Origin of the sequence: Citrobacter sp. Cpo012, from assembly GCF_030333015.1 — a bacterium.
GTDB classification, from domain to species: domain Bacteria; phylum Pseudomonadota; class Gammaproteobacteria; order Enterobacterales; family Enterobacteriaceae; genus Citrobacter; species Citrobacter portucalensis.
The window spans coordinates 79,591-101,978 of record NZ_JAOWGR010000040.1; the positions used below are offsets into that span (position 1 = coordinate 79,591).

Here is a 22,388-nt window from a genome sequence, read left to right on the forward strand (position 1 = left end):
CCTACGGTACCTCAGGCAACTCAAGGAGTCTTGTCGTGTTAATCATTGAAACCCTGCCGCTGCTGCGCCAGCATATTCGTCGTCTGCGTCAGGAAGGCAAACGCGTCGCACTGGTTCCCACCATGGGCAACCTGCACGACGGCCATATGAAACTGGTCGATGAAGCAAAAGCGCGGGCTGATGTGGTGTTCGTCAGCATTTTCGTTAACCCGATGCAGTTTGACCGACCGGATGATCTGGTGCGCTATCCGCGTACCCTGCAGGAAGATTGCGAAAAGCTGAACAAGCGTAAAGTCGATTATGTCTTTGCTCCGGCCGTTGAAGAGATCTACCCGCAAGGTCTGGAAGGCCAGACTTTCGTTGATGTTCCCGGCCTCTCTACCATGCTGGAAGGCGCCAGCCGTCCAGGCCACTTCCGTGGTGTTTCCACTATCGTCAGCAAGTTGTTTAACCTGATCCAACCCGATATCGCCTGCTTTGGTGAAAAAGATTTCCAACAGCTGGCGCTGATCCGCAAAATGGTAGCGGACATGGGTTATGACATTGAGATCGTTGGCGTACCGATTATTCGCGCCAAAGACGGTCTGGCCCTCAGCTCACGTAACGGTTATCTAACGGCAGAACAGCGTAAAATTGCGCCAGGCCTGCACAACGTGATGAACGGTATCGCTGAAAAGCTGATTGCGGGTAATCGTGAGCTGCAAGAAATTATTACCATTGCCGAACAAGAACTGAATGAAAAAGGCTTCCGCGCCGACGATATTCAAATTCGTGATGCCGACACGCTGCTGGAGTTGACTGAAACCAGTAAACGCGCGGTGATTCTGGCCGCAGCATGGCTGGGTCAGGCTCGTCTGATCGATAATCAAAGCGTTACATTAGCCCAGTAGACAGGGGTTAAAAATCGGGCAATACTGCCTGAAGATTTCTCAAAGCAGGCCAGTCGCGCCTGCTTAGCCAAGGTAAACGACAGGGTATAGAAGTTATGATTCGCACCATGCTGCAAGGCAAGCTCCACCGCGTAAAAGTCACGCAGGCGGACCTGCATTACGAAGGCTCCTGCGCCATCGACCAGGATTTCCTCGATGCCTCAGGTATTCTGGAAAACGAAGCTATTGATATCTGGAACGTGACCAATGGTAAACGTTTCTCAACCTATGCCATTGCGGCTGAACGCGGCTCCAGAATCATCTCGGTGAACGGTGCAGCGGCGCACTGTGCTGAAGTTGGCGACATTGTGATTATCGCCAGCTTCGTCACTATGTCTGACGAAGAAGCCCGTACATGGCGTCCGAAAGTGGCCTATTTCGAAGGCGACAACGAAATGAAACGTACTGCAAAAGCCATTCCGGTACAGGTCGCCTAGATCTCACCACTAATACAACTCATCAAGATAAACATATTTTTGATGAGTTGTATTTAAAACCTATAAATAATATTATTTATTATCTATCTTATTTATTAAGTAATACACTTTAATTATACTTAAAAGAACTTAAAGCATTTCTAATAATCTCCCAATTCCCTTTCGTCATCGCCATCTATAAAATACGCTCCGAAATTCAATATTTCAAAAAATAAGATATATGAAATTATATCTTATGTTTATATTTAAAAACTAAATATGGATATTAGAAATGTCTTTTAGAAAATATGGTATGGCAGCCGCTGTTGCAATGATTTTGAGCGCAGGCTCTGCAATGGCATCGAATTCAGATACGGGTACAATTACTTTCCACGGTCTGGTTTCTAACAACACCTGTAAAATCTCTCTCGATAATAAAATCGATCAAGACGGTAACGATTTTGACGTTAATCTGGATACCGTTTTCGTTAAAAACTTCGCGGACGCGCTGGGTGAGAACAGTACTCTGGGCGAAAAACAATTCGCTCTGAACCTGAGCGAATGTGATAACGCAACGGTAAAAGATGCCTCCGCTCAGTTTGATTCCTGGGGTGGTTCCAGTTCTACGTCTGGTGGCCTGTTAGTACCGCCGGCTAACCTACAGGGTGCGGCAGAAAACGTTAACCTGGTGCTGTCTAACAACGGCAACGGCGCTACCGATCTGATCAAAGTTGACCAGACTAACAACACGCAGAAAGCCACTATTTCCGCTGATGGTACCGGTGACCTGTTCTACCGCGTAGCCTACACCCAGGGCCAGAAGTGGAATGCAGACAGCAGCCCGGTAACGGCAGGGACCGTACAGGCGCAGGTTGCCTTCACCGTTGTTTATAACTAATCCTTTTATTTAAAAAGATTAGCCAATCCCTCAGCGACTGTGTTGGGGGATTTTAAAGTGTACCTACAGGGAGGGTAAAATGGTCAATACGGTTATTACAAAGGGATTTAAAGCCACCTGCTTCGCTGCTGCGGCCTTCTCGGCATTTACAGCGTTCCAGGTCAACGCGGATATCGTCATTTCCGGAACACGTATAGTGTACCCGCAGTCATCAAAAGACGTGATTGTGAATCTGGATAATCGGGGGAATAAACCGCTACTGGTGCAAACCTGGTTGGATGACGGGCGTGACGGTATTGATCCTCAGGAGCTAAAGCTGCCATTTGTCATTACTCCCCCGGTATCTCGTATCGATCCACAAAAAGGACAATCCTTACGCATTACGTATATGGGTAGCGCATTACCTCAGGATCGGGAATCACTGTTTTGGTTTAACGTGCTGGAAATCCCGCCAAAATCAAAAGCGAAAGAAGGCGAAAATTTAAATCAACTTCAACTCGCCTTTCGCACGCGTATCAAATTATTTTTTCGTCCAGATGGTCTGAAAGGCACGCCTGGCGATGCGGCTGAAAATCTAAAATGGTCGCAGAAAAAAGAAGGCAATACGTTTTCACTGTTTGCCCAGAATGATAGCCCGTACAATGTTTCCATTTCCAACGTTAAATTTAAAGTGGGCGGCAAAGAATATACCGTCGACAGTAAATCTGTCTTGCCCTTCAGCGGGATAGGCATGCCCGTAAAAAATCTTTCGAGTAATACCAGTGGTACAGTTATCTATAACACCATTAATGATAATGGCGGTACAGATAAGCGAGAAGCCAAAATCGACTAATTAATAATAATTACGCTTCAATATTGTGGGCAACAATAGCCCACATCAATTATTCGGATAAAGAATGCTATTTCAACGCTCATTACTATGCCTTGCTATTGGCGCTGCGCTCCCTTTTTCTGTTTCTGCTGCAAATTCAGAATCAGCTAAAACCATTGTCGAGTCAGATGAAGCCGTAGAATTTAACGAGCAATTTTTACTTAACAGCGGTGCGAATATCGATATTAGCCGGTATACGTATGGCAACCCGGTACTCGCCGGAACCTATCGTGTAAAAGTAAACCTTAACAATGCGTTGAAATCCACCTCTGAAATTACCTTTAATGAAAACGGTACGCCGCGCGCCAGCGCGTGCCTGACGCCACTTTTACTCACCCAGGCAGGTGTTGATCCCACCTCGATGAGCGATGATTACGAGGCCGATGACAACACTTCATGCCTGGATATAAAAAAATACTACCCTGGAGCTACGGCAACTTATGATTCCGGCAAACAGGCAATGGATCTTAACTTCCCGCAAATTTATATCCTGAAGCGCCCCGCCGGGTATGTTGACCCTTCTCTGTGGGAGGATGGTGTTCCAGCAGCAATCGTCTCTTATGATATGAACGCGTGGCACAGTGAAGGCAATGGTACGACATCCGATACCGCCTACATGGGCCTGCGTTACGGTTTAAATATGGGGCCGTGGCGTTTGCGTTCCCGAGGTAGCCTTAACTGGAACAAAGAGACCGGTAGCGAATACAACAATCAGGACGTTTATTTACAGCGAGATATCACGGCGCTGAAAGCGCAAATGGTGATAGGCGATTCCTATACCCGTGGCGATGCGTTTGACTCCTTCAGTCTGCGCGGGACACGCATGTATAACGACGATCGCATGCTGCCGATGGGCTCCAGCAACTATGCGCCCGTCATCCGCGGCGTAGCCAACAGCAACGCCAAAGTCACGGTGATGCAAAGTGGCAATAAAATCTACGAAACGACCGTACCGCCGGGCGCGTTTGAGATTAACGACCTCAGCACCACGGGCTACGGTAACGATCTGCTGGTTACCGTAGAAGAAACCGACGGCAGCAAACGCAGCTTTTCTGTCCCCTTTTCTTCTGTCACCCAAATGTTACGCCCCGGCGCGACACGTTGGGATATCGGCGTCGGTGAACTGAACGATGATTCTTTGCATGATAAACCACAGGTGGGTTACGCGCAGTTTTACTATGGCCTGAACAACACCTTTACCGGCTATATTGGCGCGCAATATACCGATATGGACTTCTATGCCGGGTTATTAGGCCTGGCAATGAACACCGGCATTGGCGCATTCGCCTTTGATGTGACGCAATCTCACGCCAGCATTGATGATCTAGGCACGCTCAGTGGGCAAAGCTACCGACTGACATACAGCAAAATGATAGAAGCGACCAATACCTCGTTTAACGTCGCCGCTTATCGCTTTTCCACCGAAGATTACCTCAGCCTGAATGACGCTGCGTCTCTGCAAGACAGTGTTAAACACCGGCAATACGCCCAGCAAAGTTACCAATCAGGTGATGAGCTTTATGCTGATTACCAGCGCACCAAAAACCAGGTGCAGGTCAGTATCAACCAGCCCTTAAACCAGGGAGAAACTGCCTGGGGTTCTGTGTATGTCAGCGGAACATGGCAAGATTACTGGAATGATGCGGGATCAACGGCCAACTATAGCGTGGGTTACAACAACAGTTTTGCCTACGGCAGCTATAGCCTGTCGGTACAACGCGCCTATGACCAGAACGGCAATAAAGACGACAGCATCTATGTCAGCTTCAGTATTCCACTGAGTATGTTTTCCCACAGCGGGGAACGCTCTGGCGGCTTCTCCAATATCAACATGGGCCTGCGCTCTGACATGAAGGGCGGTACTAACGTCAACTCCACCGCCAGCGGTAACACCAAAGATAACGACATCAGCTACTCCGTTAGCGCCGCCTCCAGTAGCGGTAATTACGGCAATCTGAATCAGGTGAGCGGCTTTGGTTCCCTCAACAGCAGTTACGGCCCATTAGGGCTTTCCGCTTCTTTTGGCGACGACAATAGCCAGCAATATTCCGCCAGCTACAGCGGTGGCATGGTGCTGCATTCTGGCGGTATAGCGTTCGCGCCGGGCAGCATTGGCGAGAGCGACGCCGTCGCGCTGGTAAAAGCCAGCGGCGCGAAAGGTGCAGGGTTAGGTTACAGCAGCAGTGAAATCGGCAGCTCAGGCTACGGCATTTTGCCGTATATGTCGGCCTACCGCGAGAACCGGGTGTCGCTGGATATCAGCACGCTGGAAAACGATGTTGAAATCAAAAGTACCAGTACCGTTACCGTACCGCGTAGCGGTGCCGTCGTGCTGGTCAATTTTGAAACCAATGAAGGGCGCTCACTGATTCTGGAATTACTGCGCAGCGATAAAGGTTTTATTCCTTTAGGCGCAGATGTCCTTAACGAGAAAAATGAAACTGTCGGTACCGTAGGCCAGGCCGGGCAAGCCTACGTGCGCGGCGTAGACCCACAAGGCGAACTTCGCGTGGTGTGGGGCAGTGGTAAAGAAAGCACCTGTACGGTGCATTATCAGTTAACCGCAACCACGGCAAAAGCGGGGCTAACGCCCGTATTAAGTAACCAACTTTGCCACATGTAATGACCTGTTTAGGGAAAAACTAATGAGAGTTTATATGAAAAGAAACCGCCTCAGTCTTCCCATCGCGGCCTTTGTCGCGATGTCAGCCTCTGGAAGCGCGCTTGCTGCTAATTCCACTAACCTTGATGTTAATTTCACGGCCACTATTTTAGAGACGACGTGTAACATGAAGTTAGTCGGTGGTCAGGGTAGCGACACTGTGCAAACCTTAACAATAGGCAATGCTAACGGTGAGGTTAGACTCGATGATGTGCGAAATAATGCGGCAACGGCGAATTTCCAGATTGTGATCGTCGAATGCCCGGCATCGCTCAGCTCATTAAAAACAACGGTCACCGGTACGCCGTCAGGCTATCTGCTCACCGGGATAACCAACTCACTGGCGAAAGGCACTGGCGTTTCAGATTACTCCGCCGTCACCATCGCGCGACAAACCGCATCAACCACCCCTTTTGTCATTAACTCAACCGCTGATGCAGAACGTTTGGTCTGGACGGAAACGGAGATCTCGAATAAATCCGTACCGTTGGTCGCTTCTCTGCAAGAAACCAAGGCCAGTTCACTGACCGTGGGTAGATTTGAAGCCACCGCTGTATTCGAATTTGAATACGATTAATTCGCGCAGAATAACGGAGAACTCCTATGAAATTTAACTCAGCATTACTCGCTTTATCCGTTTCTGCCATTTTATTTTCCGGCATGGTTAATGCGGCAATTAGCGGCACCGACAGCGTGCAAATGACCTTCACATCAACGGTAACCACCGGTACCTGTAAAGCCATTGTAGTCAATGGCAGCGGTAAAAACGTCAGCACCATTGGCTATGGCGAAGTTTATAAATCGGATCTTAACAAGAAAGTGATGCCGCTGAGCATTACTTTCAGTAATTGCTCCGGCGTGACAACCGCAGAGGTAGAAGCCAAAGCGGGCACCGGTGGCTCCTGCTCCGGTGATAATGTTGATGGCGACTCTTACGCGGCGGGCCTAAATACCGCTTTTGAAATTTGGGGCGGCGAAGCAGACACCGGTGTTCGGTTGTCTTGTAAAACGCCACCAGCAGCGCAAGAGGTAACCATTACCGACGGTGCGGGTACCTACCCAATGACGTCACGCATTATGGTGGCAAACGGTAAAACCCTGAGCGATGTGACCCCCGGCAATGTCACCGCTCCGGTCACCTTTGTTGTGACATACCCTTAATTTTCAGGTGCTTTACTCATGCAACAATTACCGTTTCTTTTACGCCAGCCCGGTCTTATGTTGCTTATGAGCCTGACGGGTGGGCTTTGGTCTGGTATCAGCCAGGCGGGTTCCGATTTGGATATCAATCTGACCGCCAGTATTGTTAACAGCACTTGTAAACTCAGTCTGGAAAATGGGGGGGAGGTCTACCTCCCCAACGTCACGCGTGTATGGTTTTATAATAACGACGGCAGCAGTAAATATGCACCAACCGATGATGCTGGCGGCACACCTTTTAACGTGCGGCTCGAAGACTGCGCAGATAACAGCAGTATCAAGCAACTGATGTTCAGTTTTACGCCGCAATCTGGCTTCTGGAGCAACCAGAACCAGGTTTTCAAAAATGATGCCACGGTGGATGCCGCGCAAAACGTCGGTATCGTCATTTTTTCTGCGGACGCTAAAACTAACGTCTTAAACAGCGATGGCAGTTCAAATGTTGTTTACGACGTCAGCGAGAAAAGCAGTTCACAGTATTTAACGGATTATCAGTTTTACGCGCGCTATCAGAATACGGGCGCAGTTGTCAGCGGCGTTGTCACCAGCAACGTCTTGGTTGACGTCAGCTACGAATAAAAGGATTTATGATGAAGCTCTCCCCTCACCTGGCCGCGTTGTTACTGTTGGGCGCATCCGGTGCAGCATATGCTGACCAGGAATGTAAATTTTACAATGATACAACGCGGGAAATCATGTCTCCTGGTACCGCACCGACGATCACCTTCCTGCCTTCCGTGTCTAGCGCTACGTTGCTGGCGAGCAATATCATTATGGAACTCACCCCGCAGATGCAAAGCCACTGCATGATGGGGATTGATGGCGAAGATGTCTTCTCAATGACGGACAGCAGCTTATTAATCGGCTCTGTCGATGGGAAGGCGTTGTTTCGTACTAACATTCCGGGCATTGAGTACACCATCGGGCTCTACCCCGACGGACGACCGCTTACCGCATGGTTCCTCACCAACACCAGCTCATATACCGAATCTGCGATATCTAATGATAATGAAAGCTACTTCAGTGAAAAAAAATGGCATGCGGTCATGGATATCTACCAGCTACCGGGCTTTAGCGGCGTGCCTGAAGGCATCGGTTTTCTTAGCGCCGTCGGCGGCCCGATCGGTCATATTGTGCTGGGAAACCCCAGTAGCTCTGATGGCAGCGACCATCCTCGTCCATTGATTACGATGTCAGATGCCACATTTTACATTCCATTCTCCGAACCGACCTGCATTCTTACAGCCCCCACCACCGTGAATTTAGGCGACTGGTACCGAAGTGACGTGGAGAAAGACCAAACCACCGAGGTGCCTTTCCAGATTAGCGGCACCTGTACCGGGACGATTGAAGTCTCGTTCGTGGCTAAATCATCGTACACCACAGCGGATAAAAGCTTATTCACCAATTCGATCACCAGCAACGCCAGCATCACCGCGGCTGGCGGCATCGGCGTGAAAATAAGCTCTCCAGCCTATTCACAAATGCATGCCGACAGCACAGCTGAAGTCATTGCCGTGGGTGAGACAATCGGAATGCCTGTGACCTCGGTAAACGCTAACTTTAAGGCAAAGCTTGTCAAAACAGGGACGGAAGCCGTAACCCCTGGCATTTTCGGAACGTCTGTCACCTTCCAGATAACCTACCAGTAAACTACCCCTGCGGCTGATTGACTATCAGCCGCGACATTGTTTCCAGCGAATCCGTCCGCAGGATATACAGCCGCTTTAGCAACATCGGGTTATCGCCAGGCTTCACCTTCCCTTTCACCGTCGTCACCGCCAAATGAAAACCGGCATCATGCGCCGCTTTCACCGCCGTCGCGTTATAGCCGCCAAACGGGTAGGAAAGATAGAGCACATGCGGATTAAACTGCCCGAGCGCCCGACGGGAGTGTTCAAAATCAAACAGAATATTGTGATAATTACGGCTGAGTAAAATAGGTCGTCGCTGGCCATCCACCCGATGCAAGAAATGGGTGTGCGACTGGAAGTCGAAAACATCTTTAATCCCTTCCAGCTCGGAAATACTCATAAACTGCAGCGATTTCGGATCCCACTTTTGCGGGTGACGCTTGATACGTGAGCTAATGATAAACGCCGTCGCCTTAAAGCCATACTGCTTGAGGACGGGATGCGCATAGCGGCTAACGGACTTCAGGCCATCATCGAACGTAATAACGACCGAACGCGCCGGAAGGTTTGCGCGATTATTGAGGTAGTCTTCTAACTGATACATCGTCAACGTGGTATAGCCCATATCTCGCAGCCAGGTCATCTGGTTACTGAACGCGCGCACTGATGTGGTGGTGGAGGTATGACGAAAACGCGTGTTCTCTTCATCGCGCAGAATATGATGGTAAGTCAGAATCGGGATACCGTTATCCTGCTGAGCATCCAGCGCGCTTATATAGGCCAGCCGCTCGCCGATGCGAATCTGATACCAGGTCTGATTCAGTCTGTCTTTCAGCCGACTGAGCACCGGGTAACGTAGATTCTCAGCCACCGTACCAAACGGCGCACTGCCTACGTCCGGCGCATTATAGACCGGGGTATCTTTCCAGGTAATCAGGTTCTGGTTACTCAACGGTTTATTTAAGTCACCCAGGCCGTCTTCCACACGCTGACGCCCCTGCACAGGTTCCAGGTGCCCTTTATCGATGTAGCCTTTGCCAAAGCCGAAGTTGAAGGTGTAGTAATCCTTTGCATCCGGTTCAACGGCAATAATCTGTCCCGCGCGTAAATTACCGACAGTCTCCGTCTTATTGCCAATATGCGCCCAGATCACCGCATCTTCCGTGGTTTGCATATAGCGAGCGGGCAAGGCCGCACCTACGCCACCAGAAAACAGGAGCAACAGAACAAATAGAACGCGCATAACCATATGATTTAACCGAGGCGAGAAACCTCGGTTATTGTAGCAAAAGCATCATCAATACCAATGATTAATACTCATACAAATCATGCTTCAACACGAAGGGGGGATTTTTTTGTTGTTGATGCCAGAGGCTGGAGACTTCGGGGCCGCCAAGCGCGACGATGCAATCGCGAAACGCAGAACTGCTCAGCGATTCCCGTGACGAAATCATTCGCTCAAGCAATGGATAGCTGATACCTGAAATCACTTCGCACTGGGGATGCTTATGACTCATTAACGAAGCCACACGGTAAGGCGCAGCCCCGGCCATATCCGTCAGGAGTATCACACCTTCACCTGAATCTGTAGCATGCAGGGCATGGCACATCATGCGGCTTAACATATTCGAGCTGAGCCCACGCCAGAAACTTACCGCCTGACATTGCTCCAACGGACCGTACTTTTTCTCCAGACGATGCAGCATATCCTGTGCCTTATCGTCATGACAGGTAATTACCCAACCTAACATTGCCTACCTCCTTAGCAGGCAAGTAGTTTATCAGGGTGATAAATCGGTAATGGTGATAAGCATCAAAAGTCTTCCTCTCCCGAGTCAGGAGAGGAAGAAAGAATTAGCTACGCAGGCCGCGTCCGCGCTGAATCAGGTACCAGCACAGCAAGTAAAACGCCGCAATGAACACCACCAGCACGCCAAACGTGGTGACCAGCGGAACATCGTGAATACCCAGAAAGCCGTAGCGGAAGCCGCTAATCATGTAGACAATTGGGTTCAGATGCGACAGTCCCTGCCAGAACGGCGGCAGCAGCGTTAACGAATAGAACACGCCACCCAGATAGGTCAGCGGCGTCAGCACGAAGGTGGGGATCAGGCTGATATCGTCAAAGGTTTTTGCAAAGACTGCGTTCAGCAAACCGGCCAGCGAGAACAGTACCGCCGTTAACACCAGCGTGAGCGCCACAAAGACCCAGGAATGCACCTGGAACGGCACGAAGAACAGTGAAATAGCCGTCACCAGAATGCCTACGCACAGGCCACGCGCCACGCCGCCGCCGACAAAACCGGCGATAATCACGTGCGTCGGCACCGGGGCGACCAGCAGCTCTTCGATATTGCGTTGAAACTTGGCGCTAAAGAACGACGAGGCCACGTTGGCGTACGAGTTGGTGATCACTGCCATCATAATCAGCCCCGGCACAATAAACTGCATGTAGCTAAAGCCATGCATTTCGCCGATACGCGAGCCGATCAGGTTACCAAAGATAATAAAATAGAGCGTCATGGTGATGACGGGAGGCACCAAAGTCTGGACCCAGATACGCATAAAGCGGTGGATCTCTTTCGCCCAGATGCTTTTTAGCGCAACCCAGTAAAGCTGCATCATGCGCGATCTCCTTGTTTTTCATGCACCAGAGAAACAAACAGTTCTTCCAGTCGGTTCGCTTTGTTACGCATACTCAATACCTGAATGCCCTGCGCGCTCAGCTGAGAGAAGACGCTGTTGACCCCTTGTTCACGCAGAACCTCCACTTCCAGCGTGGAAGTGTCGACCAGTCGGTACTGATAACCTTCCAGTTTCGGCAGCGGACTTTTTGGTGCCAGATCGAGGATAAAGGTCTCAGATTTCAGCTTGGAGAGCAGACTCTTCATCGAGGTGTTTTCCACCAGCTCGCCGTGCTGAATAATGCCGATATTACGACACAGCATTTCCGCTTCTTCGAGATAGTGAGTGGTCAGAATAATGGTGGTGCCTTTGTCGTTTAAATCCTTTAAAAAGCCCCACATTGAACGACGCAGCTCAATGTCGACGCCCGCCGTTGGTTCATCCAGAATGAGTAATTTCGGCTCGTGCATCAGCGCACGGGCAATCATCAGACGACGTTTCATCCCACCAGACAGCATGCGTGCGCGCTCGTTACGTTTTTCCCATAAATCGAGCTGCTTTAAATATAGTTCGCTGCGTTTGACCGCTTCTTTATGCTCAACACCGTAGTAACCCGCCTGGTTGACCACGATCTGCTGCACGGTTTCAAACGGGTTAAAGTTAAACTCCTGCGGTACCAGGCCAAGCTGGCGTTTAGCATTAACCGTATCTTTTTCAAGATCGTATCCGAAGACGCTCACCCGCCCGGAGGTTTTATTCACCAGCGAGCTGATTATTCCAATGGTGGTGGATTTTCCTGCGCCATTCGGTCCCAAAAGCGCATAAAAATCACCCGCTTCGACTTGCAAATCTATCCCGCGTAACGCCTGAACGCCACCGGGGTAAGTTTTTTTAAGTTGTTGAAGTTCCAGAGCAATGGTCATGTTTTTATACTTACCTTACGTTCTGACATTTTATATATAGTTTAAATAATGATGGAGTTACCCTATATTAGCCCATCGAATTTATCTGGCTTCGGGTCGTGCTACTCCATGAAAGACATAGATACACTCATCAGCAACAATGCACTATGGTCAAAGATGCTGATAGAAGAAGATCCCGGATTTTTTGAAACGCTGACGCATGCCCAGAATCCGCGTTTTCTATGGATTGGATGTTCCGATAGCCGCGTTCCCGCTGAACGATTGACCGGTCTTGAACCGGGTGAATTATTTGTTCACCGCAATGTTGCCAATCTGGTTATTCACACCGACCTGAACTGTCTCTCAGTGGTTCAGTATGCGGTGGATGTGCTGGAAGTGGAACATATTATTATATGCGGCCACTATGGATGCGGCGGCGTCCAGGCGGCGATTGAAAATAAAGAACAGGGGCTGATTGATAACTGGTTACTGCACATCCGCGATATCTGGTTCAAACACAGCTCACTGCTGGGCGAAATGCCGCAGGAACGTCGTATGGACACCCTGTGCGAACTGAATGTCATGGAACAGGTCTATAACCTGGGCCACTCAACCATTATGCGTTCAGCCTGGAAGCGCGGTCAGAAAGTGACCATTCACGGCTGGGCTTACGGTATTCATGATGGCCTGCTGCGCGATCTCGACGTCACCGCCACCAGCCGCGAAACGCTGGAACAGCGCTATCGCCAGGGGTTGTCTAACCTGAGTCAGAAACACAGCAACCATAAATAATGTGACATTGCCGGGAGGCGGCGACGCCTTACCCGGCCTACAAACCTGCGCCATCAGGCGCTCCAGCCAATTACTCGTCCAGCAGCACTACTTTGCCAACATACGGCAGATGGCGATAACGCTGGGCATAGTCAATGCCGTAACCGACCACAAACTCATCAGGAATTGAGAAGCCGATAAACTCGACCGGAACATTCACTTCACGACGAGAAGGTTTGTCCAGCAGCGTACAAATAGCCAGGGATTTCGGCTCGCGCAGGCTCAGAATTTCACGCACTTTGGACAGCGTATTGCCGGAATCGATGATGTCTTCGACAATCAGCACGTCCTTGCCACGAATGTCTTCATCCAGGTCTTTCAGGATTTTAACATCACGCGTGGTAGACATTCCGCTACCGTAGCTGGATGCCGTCATGAAATCGACTTCGTGAGAGACATGCACTTCACGGCACAGATCCGCCATAAACATAAATGAGCCACGTAACAGACCAACCAGCACCATATCGCTGCCGCTGTCCTTGTAACGTTCGTTAATCTGGCGCCCCAGTTCAGCAATACGCGCTTTGATCTCCGCTTCCGGGATCATCACTTCAACAGTATGTTTCATAAACCCTATAACTCACTGATTTTTATCAGTTGACACATCATGCAGATCGAAAGAAAGCGCTTACGTTGATACACCGACTGACAGACGGCGACCCGCTCTAACCACAAAACTTGCGACAGCATACAAACAATTCAGTTGATGAAGTATACCAGTAAAGAGAGCGGGTTCCTCTGATAGTTCACAGGAGAACCCGTTTGCGTCGTTTTTTGTACGCTTATTAATCAAAACCAGGAGCGCACGGCAGCCTGTGGCTAAAACGTTTCCCAGTGCGGGTCTTGTGGCGAACTCCCCGCAGAGGTCGCTCGTGGAGTATCCTTAGGTGGTTTTCGATGCTCACTGTTGGAGGCATCGCGAGTGATGCGAAATGCCGCCACGGCCAGGCGTAACTGTTCAGCTTGTTGTTCCAACGAAGCGGCTGCGGCGGCAGATTCCTCTACCAGCGCGGCGTTTTGTTGTGTGACACTGTCCATCTGCGAGACCGCGAGACTCACCTGCTCAATCCCCCGACTCTGTTCCTCCGAGGCTGAGGCGATTTCCCCCATGATGTCCGTCACGCGGGTGACCGCTGCGACAATCTCTTTCATCGTTTTACCCGCGTCCGACACCTGCTGAGATCCCATCCCCACGCTGTGAGTTGAGTTATCAATCAACGCTTTGATCTCTTTGGCTGCCTGAGCGCTACGGCTTGCCAGGGTACGGACTTCACCCGCCACAACAGCAAATCCGCGTCCCTGCTCTCCTGCTCTGGCAGCCTCAACCGCCGCGTTGAGCGCCAGGATATTGGTCTGGAAAGCAATACTGTCGATGACGCTGGTGATCTGCGCAATTTGCTGTGAACTACCGGCAATTTCACTCATCGTGTGCACGACAGTATCAACAACCCGTCCACCACGTGCGGCAGTATCAGACGCATTCTTAGCCAGTTGAGTCGCCTGTTTCGCATTGTCCGTATTTTGCTTCACGGTCGCGGTAAGCTGTTCCATGCTGGCGGCTGTCTCTTCAAGTGAAGCAGCCTGCTGCTCAGTACGCGAAGACAGATCGTTGTTACCTGATGAGATTTCCGTTGCGCCGCTATGAATCGTTTCTGAGCTGTTACGCACCGACGTGACTGTCGAAATCAGCGACTGTCGCATTTCATCTAAGCCCGTGGCCAAACGTCCCATTTCATTACGTCCCTGGACGTCGAGTTGATGGGTCAGATCACCACGGGTAATAATGCGGATATGCTCCATGATCTGCGCCAGGGGTTTAAGCAGCATATGCTGCAACCCACTCCAGATCATGCCCAGAACGATGAGCACAGCGACGACAATTGCCCCTAACGTCCATTGCATGCGGGTAAAGCTGTGCTGATTTTCCGCCGCCGCGTGCTGGAGCAACGCGTTGTTTTCGTTACGCCACTGGTCATAGCTGGCTTCCATTTCATCCTGCGCCTTCTGAGCATCAAGATCGCCATAGGCCTGATAGTTATTCGCGCGCAGATACTCTATCGATAACGCCATCACGTCGTGCATCTGCCGATACTGTTTTTCCATTTCAGATGCAATTTGCGGATTCTGCCCCGACACCTGCGGCAATGACTGATAATGCGCGAAGTATCCCTCAGCCTTCTTCATCGACTCACTCGCCGTCTTTAGCAAAGTATCAATGGCCGCCAGTGAGGCCGGATCGCGTTGATTCTTTAAGAAACGAATTGCTACGCGGGTTACCGTTACTCGGGTTTTAATCAGCGTATTGACACTATCACTCAGATTTTCCTGTTGGGCATTCAGGGTGCCTGAGTTCTGGAAATTATGGCGATCATTGTTTACCGCAGAATAAAAAAAGCTTCCTGTCACGACCTGTAGCAAACAGAAAATGGCGAGAACCAGAAGAATGCCGGTAATAACACGCACATTTTTAATCATAGTATTTCATCCATTGAACTCACATTGGGTACCCAATGATTATCGGCTTCAAAGGCGAGTACTTTATGTGCAATAGCAGAATTTGCAGGAGGAGGGAGTCGTGCGGTGAAACGCTGTAAAGAGACTGTGTCTTATCCGGCCTACGAGAGATTTCTGCAGGCCGGATAAGCACAGCGTAATTTTTTAGACGGTGAAGCCGAGCATCATCCCGGTATCTTCATGCTCTAACAGATGGCAGTGCGCCATATAGGCATGCTCTTTTGGCGCGTCGTGGTCAAACTTCACCAAAACCTCGCTCACGCCGCCTTCTACCCGCACAGTGTCCTTCCATCCCGCGCGGTGTGCGGCAGGCGCTTTGCCATTCTCAGACAGAATGCGGAACTGCGTACCGTGAATGTGGAACGGATGCAGCATCATGTCGCCCTGACCGGAAATCACCCAGCGTTCGTGCTGACCTTTCGCCGCGGCAAACATCGGTTTATTCATATCAAATGCCTGACCATTAATCCGGTTGGCGTTATGGAAATCAAACGATCCGCCATGCTTCATGTTGCCCATGTCGCCATGCTGCATTTTCCCCATCTCACCGGGGTTCATATTGCCATGATTCATATTACCGTGGCCCATATTGTCATTATTCATATGGCCCATCATCTTCCCATGATCCATACCCGCCATGGCCTGACCGCCGTATTTCTTCATCAGCATTTGCATGCCCATCATATCGAGCATCGGATCCATCGACAGCTGCAGCTTGCGCACCGTCAGCCCTTCCAGTGACGGCAGCGATGGCATGGATGTCAGCGAATCTGGCAGCGTGCCGGAAGCGGTAATCAGCAACGGTTGAACGCGCATCACCGGGTGCGGCTTATCGAATGGCGCAATCGCCATCCCCATCTGACTGACTGGCAGAGTGACCAGATCAAAAGCTTTGCCGTCACTGACATCCACCAGCACTTCAAAGCGCTCGCCCATCAGCATAGGAAGCTCGGTCACTTTTACCGGTTCAGCCAACAGTCCACCGTCGCTGGCAATGACGTACAAAGGACGATTGTCGCTGGCCGCAATGTTCAGTGAGCGTGCGTTACAACCATTCAACAGGCGTAGACGCAACCAGCCACGCGGTGCGGCATGCTGAGGATAAATCGCCCCATTGGTCAGCAGCGTATCGCCAAACCAGCCGACTGCGGCGGTCATGATGTCCAGTTGATAATCAACCTGCCCATCAGCAGAGAACTGTTTGTCCTGAATGATCACCGGCACATCATCAATGCCCCACTGCTTAGGCAGCATCAGCTTGCGAATCTCTTCATCTTCAATCAGCACCAGTCCGGCCAGTCCCATCGCTACCTGACGACCGGTCTTTCCATGCTGATGCGGGTGGAACCAGCAGGTTGCCGCCCGCTGATCCGGCGTGAAGGTCACCGAACGTTTCCCGCCCGCCGGGATAATGCCTTGCGGCCCACCGTCGACTTCACCGGGGATTTCCAGACCGTGCCAGTGCAACGTCGTCTCTTCGGCAAGCTGGTTATGGATATCCACGGTCACCGACTGCCCTTTGTTCAGCTTGACCGCAGGTCCGAGTAAATTGCCGTTATATCCCCAGGTCGTCGCTGTTTTACCAGCAAAGCTCGATTTTCCGGCTTGCACCACCAATTGCATACGGTTTGAGGCATCCGCGGTTAACAGGTCAGGAATGGGCAATGCAGGGCGGTCTGCGGCAAATACGCTCCGGCTCCACAGAGGTAACGCTGACGCGACGCCCAGCGCCACGGAGTACTTTAAAAAGTCACGACGTTGCATAATCACTTCCTTATATTCAGCAGCTTAAGCAGGCTATCTTTTAAGCATAAGCCTTCCCCTTACGGGAAGGTCAAGTGAACGGCTAATAATAAAGGTCGTCGCTTCGCTCGCAGTATGCTAACGTTTAAATTCCGTGATGCAGTGGTAGAAGCAATGAAGACGTTTTTCAGAACAGTTTTGTTCGGCACCCTGATGGCCGTATGCGCAAATAGCTACGCGCTCAGCGAGTCCGAAGCCGAAGATATGGCCGATTTAACGGCAGTTTTTGTTTTTCTGAAAAATGACTGTGGATACCAGAATTTGCCTAATGGGCAGATTCGTCGCGCACTGGTCTTTTTTGCCCAGCAAAACCAGTGGGACCTGAGTAATTACGACACCTTCAATATGAAAGCGCTGGGTGAAGACAGCTACCGCGATCTCAGCGGTATCGGCATCCCAACAGCAAAGAAATGCAAAGCGCTGGCGCGTGACTCTCTGAGCCTGCTGGCCTACGTTAAATAATCTCCGGCGCAATCAGGGTTGAGAGTGCAGTTACTCTGGCTGTACCAGCGTCAGGGCAACGGATTGCGCTTTTAATTCAGCCTGCGCGTTTGGCGGTAGATTCACATCGGTAACAACATCGGTAAAGCAACTAAGCGGCGCGACGTTAAATAACGAATGTGCGCCGTACTTACTGCTATCCGCCAGCAATACCTTCCGTTGGGCATTCGCAATAATTTCCTGCTTTAATCCCGCTTTGTCTTCCGTTGGCGTGGTTACACCCTTTTCCATACTCCAGGTGTTACAGCTCATAAAAGCAATATCAGGATAGACGCTGCGCAACATTTTCCGGCCAAACTCACCAATACAGGACTGGCTGCTGTCATCGATGCGTCCACCGACGATCGTCACCTCTATCTGACGGAATTCTGACAAAAACAGGGCAATATGCAGATCAACGGTAATCACTCGCAGCGGCAAATGCGTCAGACATTTTGCCAGCTCCAGCATTGTGGTACCGGCATCAAGCACCACGGCATCGCCCGCACGCACCATTGAGGCGGCAAAACGCGCAATCGCCCGTTTCTCAGCAGGCGATCGCAGTTGCTTTTCGTTTGTGGTTGGCTGCGCCGCTTCAAAGCGTCGTAACGCAACACCGCCGTGGCTGCGGCTGATCACACCCTGTTCATCCAGCTTGATGAGATCGCGCCTGATCGTTGCTGGAGAGGCGTCAACCGCGTCAACCAACTGTTCCACGGTAACCAGCGTATGATTTTTCAAATACGCCACAATCTTATCCAGACGGTGTTGCCCTTTCATAACAGTAAATTACGCCAGTTGCATTGCCAGTTTGATCGATACGGCCATGCTCTCAGATTTTGCTTTTCCCGTCCAGGCGATATCAAATGCCGTACCGTGATCGGCAGAGGTACGAATAAACGGTAAACCTGCTGTGATATTTACACCATCATAGAAACCCAGCAATTTCAGCGGGATATGCCCCTGATCGTGGTACATCGCCACCACCATGTCATACTGACCTTCATAAGCCTGTAAAAACACGGTATCCGGGGGGCACGGACCGTAAACATCCATCCCCTTCGCTTTCATATTCTCAATCGCGGGTCCGACAATACGAATTTCCTCATCGCCAAACAGGCCATTCTCTCCGGCATGTGGATTCACCCCCGCAACGGCAATACGCGGGTGTGCAAAGCCTACGCGCTTCAGGAAGGTATCCGCGATACTAATCACCGTTTCGACACGTTGCCCATTGAGCGTATCAAGGAATTTGCGCAGTGCGATATGCGTCGAAACATGGATAACTTTCAGCTTATCGGTGTACAGCACCATCGCATAGTCACGGCTTTCGGTTAGCGTTGCCAGCAGTTCGGTATGTCCAGGATAATTGTGTCCGCCGAGATGCAGCGCTTCTTTGTTCAACGGCGCGGTCGCGATGGCATGTACATCCCCCTTCATCGCCAGTTCAGTCGCCCGCTTCACACAGCGATAGGCCAGATCGCCCGCCTGTGCCTGCACTGTACCAGGGACCAGTTCGTCAGGCTGCGCCAGCGGTTCATCAATCACATGAATCGTATCTGGCGTGAATCTGGCATCGGCGACCTGTTCAATAGCGCGAAATGTTACTCCGTCAGCCAGCCCCTGAGCCTGTAACCGCTGCAGCGTTTTTAGGCACCCGACCACCACCAGCGGTGCACCATTAAGTTCATCTTCGCGTAGCGCTTTAACAATAATTTCCGGACCAATCCCCGCCGGATCTCCCATCGTAATCGCAATTGTTTTAGTTACCACGGTACATCTCCTCAATAAAATACAGCGCATCGCAAAGGGTCGTATCAGAACCGAATCCACCCGCTTTGGTAATAACCGGCAAGTCGTCAATCTCGCTATTCACAAACGTTCCGCACGGAATACAGGGGGCGACCTCACTGTGGATGCGATACCCTTCAGCACCCAACGCACTGGCGACCGCCGTGGCAATATCGCCTCCGGTCAGGAACAAACCGCCGATACGTGCTTGTTCAATAATGCGCAGCGTTATCTCCCCTAGACGCTGGCTCAGCAGTTCTCCCAACTGCTGGCGGCTCATCCCCACGTTGAAACACAGCGTGTCGATCATGTCCCGGTCTTCTGCACATCGACTGGTGCGTAAGATCGTGTGCTGCTGCTGGCTCAGTTGCGCGCAAGCCTGTTCAATAACAGAGTCCATTTCCTGTGCAAATGACGATGCAACCAACCGCGCGGCATCGATATCAACGACTTTTGCCCGGCCCTGACACACTGCTTTTTCCACCTGACGTCGCGTTGCCTCACTCATTGAGCCAGCCACAACCAACACCGGTAATTCCTGCTTTTCTTGCATAAACGTTGCGGCCGGTAGCGCATTGGCAAGCCCCGCCGCCCCTACGAGCAGCGGCATCTGTTTTTGCTCACAAACCGCCTGTGCAATAAGCGCGAGATCTCGCTCTTCCACGGCATCCACCACCACCATACATTCGCCGGCTTTTGCAAAAGCACTCAGCAGCGCACTCAAACTTCCCCGACGCACATCCACCAGCGACACCTCATGTACAGGGACATCGCTTTGCAGTGCGACCAGTTCAGCAATACGCGAAGAGTGAATAGGCGTTTTTGGATCGCTGGCGAATTCCGTTTCCAGCAGCGGCACACCATGGACCAGGCACAAGCCATCCTGCGTAGTGCGCCCGGCAGCAGGAATTGCCGCCGCAATCACGGCCAGCGTCTGACCGGCTGTACGCATGGCTGCAGTGACTTCAGCCCCCACATTGCCACGAAATGTCGAGTCTATTTTTTTGTATACCAGCGGTGTTGCTTCGCCCTCACACCATGGCGCTAACGCTTGTTGTACAGCCGCGGCGGCCTGCGTTGCCAGCATCGCCCGGCTTTCCGTATTGATGACCAGAACATCGGCGCGGCGCGACGGTTTCTGCGCTGGGGTCAGCATTACTTCGGTACGCGCCCCTTTTTTCGCCAGCTGTACGCCGGTATCGTTAGAGCCCGTAAAGTCATCGGCGATAACGATCATTTTCATGCTTTCTTCTCCTGCACAGTCTGACGAGACTGCCTTTTCGCGACCCACGACGTAAGAATTGGCGTCAGAATGGCGGTTGTAATGACTGACGCAGCGATCAGCGGCGCTGCCGCAGCGGCAACCTCTGCCAGCGAGGGATCGGCCTGTGCTATGGCCAGTGGCGTCGCGACGGCGTTCCCCGCCGTACTGGATGCCGCAGCACCAGCAATACCACTCCCGCCTACCAGACGATCGGCACGAATGTTAAAGAAGCCGCCCACAAAGGTGGTCAGCACACCCAGCAGAATGCCCGCCAGACCGCCTTGCAGCAGCATTTCCAGGTTAATACCGGCTCCAAGTGCAAACGCAAAGAAAGGAATGAGCAGTGGACCGCCTTTGGTCAGGAAGTCACGCATATTAGCGTCGAGGTTACCGAGGATCATGCCAACCACCAGCGGAACAAGAACCGCCACCAGCGCCATGATAGGAATATTTGCCATACCCGCCGCGCCCAGCGCGATCATGGTAAAGAAAGGTCCGTCATTCAGAGACAAAATGGAGATCGCACCGACATCACGTTCATTGCCAAACTCGCCAACCAGCGCCGCGTAAAGCCCGCCATTGGAGTTACTCATTGCCGCAATAATGGCAACACCGCTTAAGCCAAAGATGCCCTCCGCGCCAAACAGGTGTTCAACCCCGAGACCAATTGCAATCGCGACCAGTAACTTGGTCAGCGTAATCGTGCCGCCTTGTAGCAAAGCTTGCGGCGCCGCCTTTACGCTAATTCCCGCCCCCATACAGAGCAGGAACGCGCCAATCAAGGGAGCCGCGCCATTTTTAAATAAAGCCGTGGTGAATCCACCGATCTGCAACGCCTGCGGGGCAAAAGTGTTGATAATGGCACCGATAACCAACGGCACAACCATCATGCCGCCGGGTACGCGTTCTATTGCCTTCTTGATGTTCATGGTCTTCCCGCCTGTTGTTATGTTGTGATTAAATAAAATCATAACGATTATATTCAATCAAAATCAGATCGCAAACGCGGCAGATCACAGTTTTTGAATGATTAATAAAAATCAAAATAATCATTCGGACGAAAAAAAAGCCAGGTTTGTCTCACCCGGCTTCATTGATATCTGAAATATCTCAGGATTGATGCACAAATTCGCGGTATGCCGCCACAACCTGAAGAAAGTCCTCTACACCACAGAGCGAAAAACTTTCTTCGTCGTAGTAGCTCATCCCCTCTTCCATCTCATCGCCAGAGAACTCCAGCTGATTAGCGCGAACCATCACTTCTTCGCCATCCAGCCAGAGCGTGTATTCATGCCCTGCTCGCTGCCAGGAGCGCTCACTGCCCTTAACCGCACGCGCTGCCTGTTCCACTTCATCAAGTAAGGCCAGGTTTTCTTTCACTTCCTCATTAAACCAGTGCCCCACCACCTCGTGGCCCATGGACATACGCACTTTTACCACCCCGGTAATATCGCGCAGAAATTCGTAATCCATAATGTCTTCCTCTACTCCCGGCAATGCGCCAATACCGCATTGCGCCTTGCTGTAATTATCGCAGCAGCGCGGCAGAAAAAAAGCGTAGTGGGTAT

General features: G+C 51.1%; 22 protein-coding genes and 2 pseudogenes. 12 read left to right on the forward strand and 12 right to left on the reverse strand.

The genetic code is table 11. The features are described 5' to 3' along the window. Positions 1-35 precede the first annotated feature (35 nt). From panC to OGX90_RS14950, 10 genes and pseudogenes are all read left to right on the forward strand, one after another. Positions 36-890 (forward strand): pantoate--beta-alanine ligase, encoded by an 855-nt coding sequence (panC, locus tag OGX90_RS14910; RefSeq protein ID WP_008786233.1) that lies wholly within the window; start codon positions 36-38, stop codon positions 888-890. Between the two features lie 95 nt (positions 891-985). Then, complete coding sequence (panD, locus tag OGX90_RS14915; protein ID WP_000621526.1) at positions 986-1,366, forward strand: aspartate 1-decarboxylase; 381 nt, start codon at positions 986-988, stop codon at positions 1,364-1,366. A 271-nt stretch (positions 1,367-1,637) separates the two neighbouring features. Next, positions 1,638-2,243 (forward strand): fimbrial protein, encoded by a 606-nt coding sequence (locus OGX90_RS14920; RefSeq protein ID WP_208744691.1) that lies wholly within the window; start codon positions 1,638-1,640, stop codon positions 2,241-2,243. Positions 2,244-2,322: 79 nt separating this feature from the next. Further along, on the forward strand, positions 2,323-3,075 hold the full coding sequence (locus OGX90_RS14925; protein WP_286624170.1) for a fimbrial chaperone: 753 nt from the start codon (positions 2,323-2,325) through the stop codon (positions 3,073-3,075). A 23-nt stretch (positions 3,076-3,098) separates the two neighbouring features. Further along, positions 3,099-3,179 (forward strand): annotated as a pseudogene (locus OGX90_RS23855) (hypothetical protein); the annotation flags it as partial. After that, positions 3,155-5,737: pseudogene (locus tag OGX90_RS14930) on the forward strand (outer membrane usher protein); the annotation flags it as partial. The pseudogenes OGX90_RS23855 and OGX90_RS14930, both read left to right, overlap by 25 nt. Positions 5,738-5,771: 34 nt before the next feature. Beyond that, the gene (locus OGX90_RS14935; RefSeq protein WP_286624175.1) at positions 5,772-6,353 is read left to right on the forward strand and encodes a fimbrial protein; all 582 of its coding nucleotides are present in this window, start codon (positions 5,772-5,774) and stop codon (positions 6,351-6,353) included. A gap of 26 nt (positions 6,354-6,379) precedes the next feature. Continuing rightward, complete coding sequence (locus OGX90_RS14940; RefSeq protein ID WP_286624177.1) at positions 6,380-6,937, forward strand: fimbrial protein; 558 nt, start codon at positions 6,380-6,382, stop codon at positions 6,935-6,937. A gap of 18 nt (positions 6,938-6,955) precedes the next feature. Beyond that, positions 6,956-7,555, forward strand: coding sequence for a fimbrial-like protein (locus tag OGX90_RS14945; RefSeq protein WP_128611349.1), 600 nt, complete (start codon positions 6,956-6,958; stop codon positions 7,553-7,555). Between the two features lie 11 nt (positions 7,556-7,566). Next, positions 7,567-8,628, forward strand: a complete 1,062-nt coding sequence (locus tag OGX90_RS14950) for a fimbrial protein StkG (RefSeq protein WP_286624179.1) — start codon at positions 7,567-7,569, stop codon at positions 8,626-8,628. 1 nt (position 8,629) lies between these two features. Here the strand turns inward: OGX90_RS14950 and OGX90_RS14955 are convergent, their stop codons facing one another. From OGX90_RS14955 to OGX90_RS14970, 4 genes are all read right to left on the reverse strand, one after another. Then, on the reverse strand, positions 8,630-9,859 hold the full coding sequence (locus tag OGX90_RS14955; protein WP_286624181.1) for a polysaccharide deacetylase family protein: 1,230 nt from the start codon (positions 9,857-9,859) through the stop codon (positions 8,630-8,632). Between the two features lie 61 nt (positions 9,860-9,920). Continuing rightward, positions 9,921-10,361, reverse strand: a complete 441-nt coding sequence (locus OGX90_RS14960; protein WP_286624182.1) for a PTS sugar transporter subunit IIA — start codon at positions 10,359-10,361, stop codon at positions 9,921-9,923. A gap of 103 nt (positions 10,362-10,464) precedes the next feature. Then, entirely contained in the window at positions 10,465-11,235 is a 771-nt protein-coding gene (locus tag OGX90_RS14965) for an ABC transporter permease (protein ID WP_003829467.1), read from the reverse strand. Further along, entirely contained in the window at positions 11,232-12,158 is a 927-nt protein-coding gene (locus OGX90_RS14970; protein WP_003829469.1) for an ABC transporter ATP-binding protein, read from the reverse strand. The genes OGX90_RS14965 and OGX90_RS14970 overlap by 4 nt, the downstream gene beginning before the upstream one ends. 108 nt (positions 12,159-12,266) lie before the next feature. Between OGX90_RS14970 and can the strand changes: the two genes are divergently transcribed. After that, positions 12,267-12,929, forward strand: coding sequence for a carbonate dehydratase (gene can / locus OGX90_RS14975; protein ID WP_008786227.1), 663 nt, complete (start codon positions 12,267-12,269; stop codon positions 12,927-12,929). Between the two features lie 70 nt (positions 12,930-12,999). Here the strand turns inward: can and hpt are convergent, their stop codons facing one another. From hpt to cueO, 3 genes are all read right to left on the reverse strand, one after another. After that, positions 13,000-13,536 (reverse strand): hypoxanthine phosphoribosyltransferase, encoded by a 537-nt coding sequence (gene hpt, locus OGX90_RS14980; protein ID WP_003018658.1) that lies wholly within the window; start codon positions 13,534-13,536, stop codon positions 13,000-13,002. Between the two features lie 251 nt (positions 13,537-13,787). Then, entirely contained in the window at positions 13,788-15,443 is a 1,656-nt protein-coding gene (gene tcp, locus OGX90_RS14985) for a methyl-accepting chemotaxis citrate transducer (protein ID WP_048236121.1), read from the reverse strand. Between the two features lie 183 nt (positions 15,444-15,626). Further along, the gene (cueO, locus tag OGX90_RS14990; RefSeq protein WP_286624184.1) at positions 15,627-17,246 is read right to left on the reverse strand and encodes a multicopper oxidase CueO; all 1,620 of its coding nucleotides are present in this window, start codon (positions 17,244-17,246) and stop codon (positions 15,627-15,629) included. 153 nt (positions 17,247-17,399) lie between these two features. On the opposite strand from cueO, the gene OGX90_RS14995 reads away from it, so the two are divergent. Continuing rightward, a complete protein-coding gene (locus tag OGX90_RS14995; RefSeq protein WP_032941691.1) occupies positions 17,400-17,747 on the forward strand; it encodes a YacC family pilotin-like protein in 348 nt (115 codons plus the stop codon). Positions 17,748-17,777: 30 nt separating this feature from the next. Here the strand turns inward: OGX90_RS14995 and OGX90_RS15000 are convergent, their stop codons facing one another. The 5 genes from OGX90_RS15000 to yacL all read right to left on the reverse strand — a co-directional run bounded on the left by OGX90_RS15000 (position 17,778) and on the right by yacL (position 22,293). Further along, complete coding sequence (locus OGX90_RS15000; protein ID WP_032942381.1) at positions 17,778-18,545, reverse strand: DeoR/GlpR family DNA-binding transcription regulator; 768 nt, start codon at positions 18,543-18,545, stop codon at positions 17,778-17,780. A gap of 9 nt (positions 18,546-18,554) precedes the next feature. Further along, entirely contained in the window at positions 18,555-19,538 is a 984-nt protein-coding gene (locus tag OGX90_RS15005) for a D-threonate 4-phosphate dehydrogenase (RefSeq protein WP_081365281.1), read from the reverse strand. After that, positions 19,528-20,799, reverse strand: coding sequence for a D-threonate kinase (dtnK, locus tag OGX90_RS15010; RefSeq protein ID WP_286624187.1), 1,272 nt, complete (start codon positions 20,797-20,799; stop codon positions 19,528-19,530). Before dtnK ends, OGX90_RS15005 begins: the two co-directional genes overlap by 11 nt. Next, the gene (locus OGX90_RS15015; RefSeq protein WP_048214928.1) at positions 20,796-21,749 is read right to left on the reverse strand and encodes a 2-keto-3-deoxygluconate permease 1; all 954 of its coding nucleotides are present in this window, start codon (positions 21,747-21,749) and stop codon (positions 20,796-20,798) included. Before OGX90_RS15015 ends, dtnK begins: the two co-directional genes overlap by 4 nt. Before the next feature lie 181 nt (positions 21,750-21,930). Next, on the reverse strand, positions 21,931-22,293 hold the full coding sequence (gene yacL, locus OGX90_RS15020) for a protein YacL (RefSeq protein WP_020996227.1): 363 nt from the start codon (positions 22,291-22,293) through the stop codon (positions 21,931-21,933). Positions 22,294-22,388 lie beyond the last annotated feature (95 nt).

What these genes read in the sequence shown, in the direction of transcription:
- panD (WP_000621526.1), top strand. Translation starts at nt 986, where the DNA reads ATGATTCGCACCATGCTGCAAGGCAAGCTCCACCGCGTAAAAGTCACG.
- OGX90_RS14920 (WP_208744691.1), top strand. Translation starts at nt 1,638, where the DNA reads ATGTCTTTTAGAAAATATGGTATGGCAGCCGCTGTTGCAATGATTTTG.
- OGX90_RS14925 (WP_286624170.1), top strand. Translation starts at nt 2,323, where the DNA reads ATGGTCAATACGGTTATTACAAAGGGATTTAAAGCCACCTGCTTCGCT.
- OGX90_RS14935 (WP_286624175.1), top strand. Translation starts at nt 5,772, where the DNA reads ATGAAAAGAAACCGCCTCAGTCTTCCCATCGCGGCCTTTGTCGCGATG.
- OGX90_RS14940 (WP_286624177.1), top strand. Translation starts at nt 6,380, where the DNA reads ATGAAATTTAACTCAGCATTACTCGCTTTATCCGTTTCTGCCATTTTA.
- OGX90_RS14945 (WP_128611349.1), top strand. Translation starts at nt 6,956, where the DNA reads ATGCAACAATTACCGTTTCTTTTACGCCAGCCCGGTCTTATGTTGCTT.
- OGX90_RS14950 (WP_286624179.1), top strand. Translation starts at nt 7,567, where the DNA reads ATGAAGCTCTCCCCTCACCTGGCCGCGTTGTTACTGTTGGGCGCATCC.
- OGX90_RS14955 (WP_286624181.1), bottom strand. Translation starts at nt 9,859, where the DNA reads ATGGTTATGCGCGTTCTATTTGTTCTGTTGCTCCTGTTTTCTGGTGGC.
- OGX90_RS14960 (WP_286624182.1), bottom strand. Translation starts at nt 10,361, where the DNA reads ATGTTAGGTTGGGTAATTACCTGTCATGACGATAAGGCACAGGATATG.
- OGX90_RS14965 (WP_003829467.1), bottom strand. Translation starts at nt 11,235, where the DNA reads ATGATGCAGCTTTACTGGGTTGCGCTAAAAAGCATCTGGGCGAAAGAG.
- OGX90_RS14970 (WP_003829469.1), bottom strand. Translation starts at nt 12,158, where the DNA reads ATGACCATTGCTCTGGAACTTCAACAACTTAAAAAAACTTACCCCGGT.
- can (WP_008786227.1), top strand. Translation starts at nt 12,267, where the DNA reads ATGAAAGACATAGATACACTCATCAGCAACAATGCACTATGGTCAAAG.
- hpt (WP_003018658.1), bottom strand. Translation starts at nt 13,536, where the DNA reads ATGAAACATACTGTTGAAGTGATGATCCCGGAAGCGGAGATCAAAGCG.
- tcp (WP_048236121.1), bottom strand. Translation starts at nt 15,443, where the DNA reads ATGATTAAAAATGTGCGTGTTATTACCGGCATTCTTCTGGTTCTCGCC.
- cueO (WP_286624184.1), bottom strand. Translation starts at nt 17,246, where the DNA reads ATGCAACGTCGTGACTTTTTAAAGTACTCCGTGGCGCTGGGCGTCGCG.
- OGX90_RS14995 (WP_032941691.1), top strand. Translation starts at nt 17,400, where the DNA reads ATGAAGACGTTTTTCAGAACAGTTTTGTTCGGCACCCTGATGGCCGTA.
- OGX90_RS15000 (WP_032942381.1), bottom strand. Translation starts at nt 18,545, where the DNA reads ATGAAAGGGCAACACCGTCTGGATAAGATTGTGGCGTATTTGAAAAAT.
- dtnK (WP_286624187.1), bottom strand. Translation starts at nt 20,799, where the DNA reads ATGAAAATGATCGTTATCGCCGATGACTTTACGGGCTCTAACGATACC.
- OGX90_RS15015 (WP_048214928.1), bottom strand. Translation starts at nt 21,749, where the DNA reads ATGAACATCAAGAAGGCAATAGAACGCGTACCCGGCGGCATGATGGTT.
- yacL (WP_020996227.1), bottom strand. Translation starts at nt 22,293, where the DNA reads ATGGATTACGAATTTCTGCGCGATATTACCGGGGTGGTAAAAGTGCGT.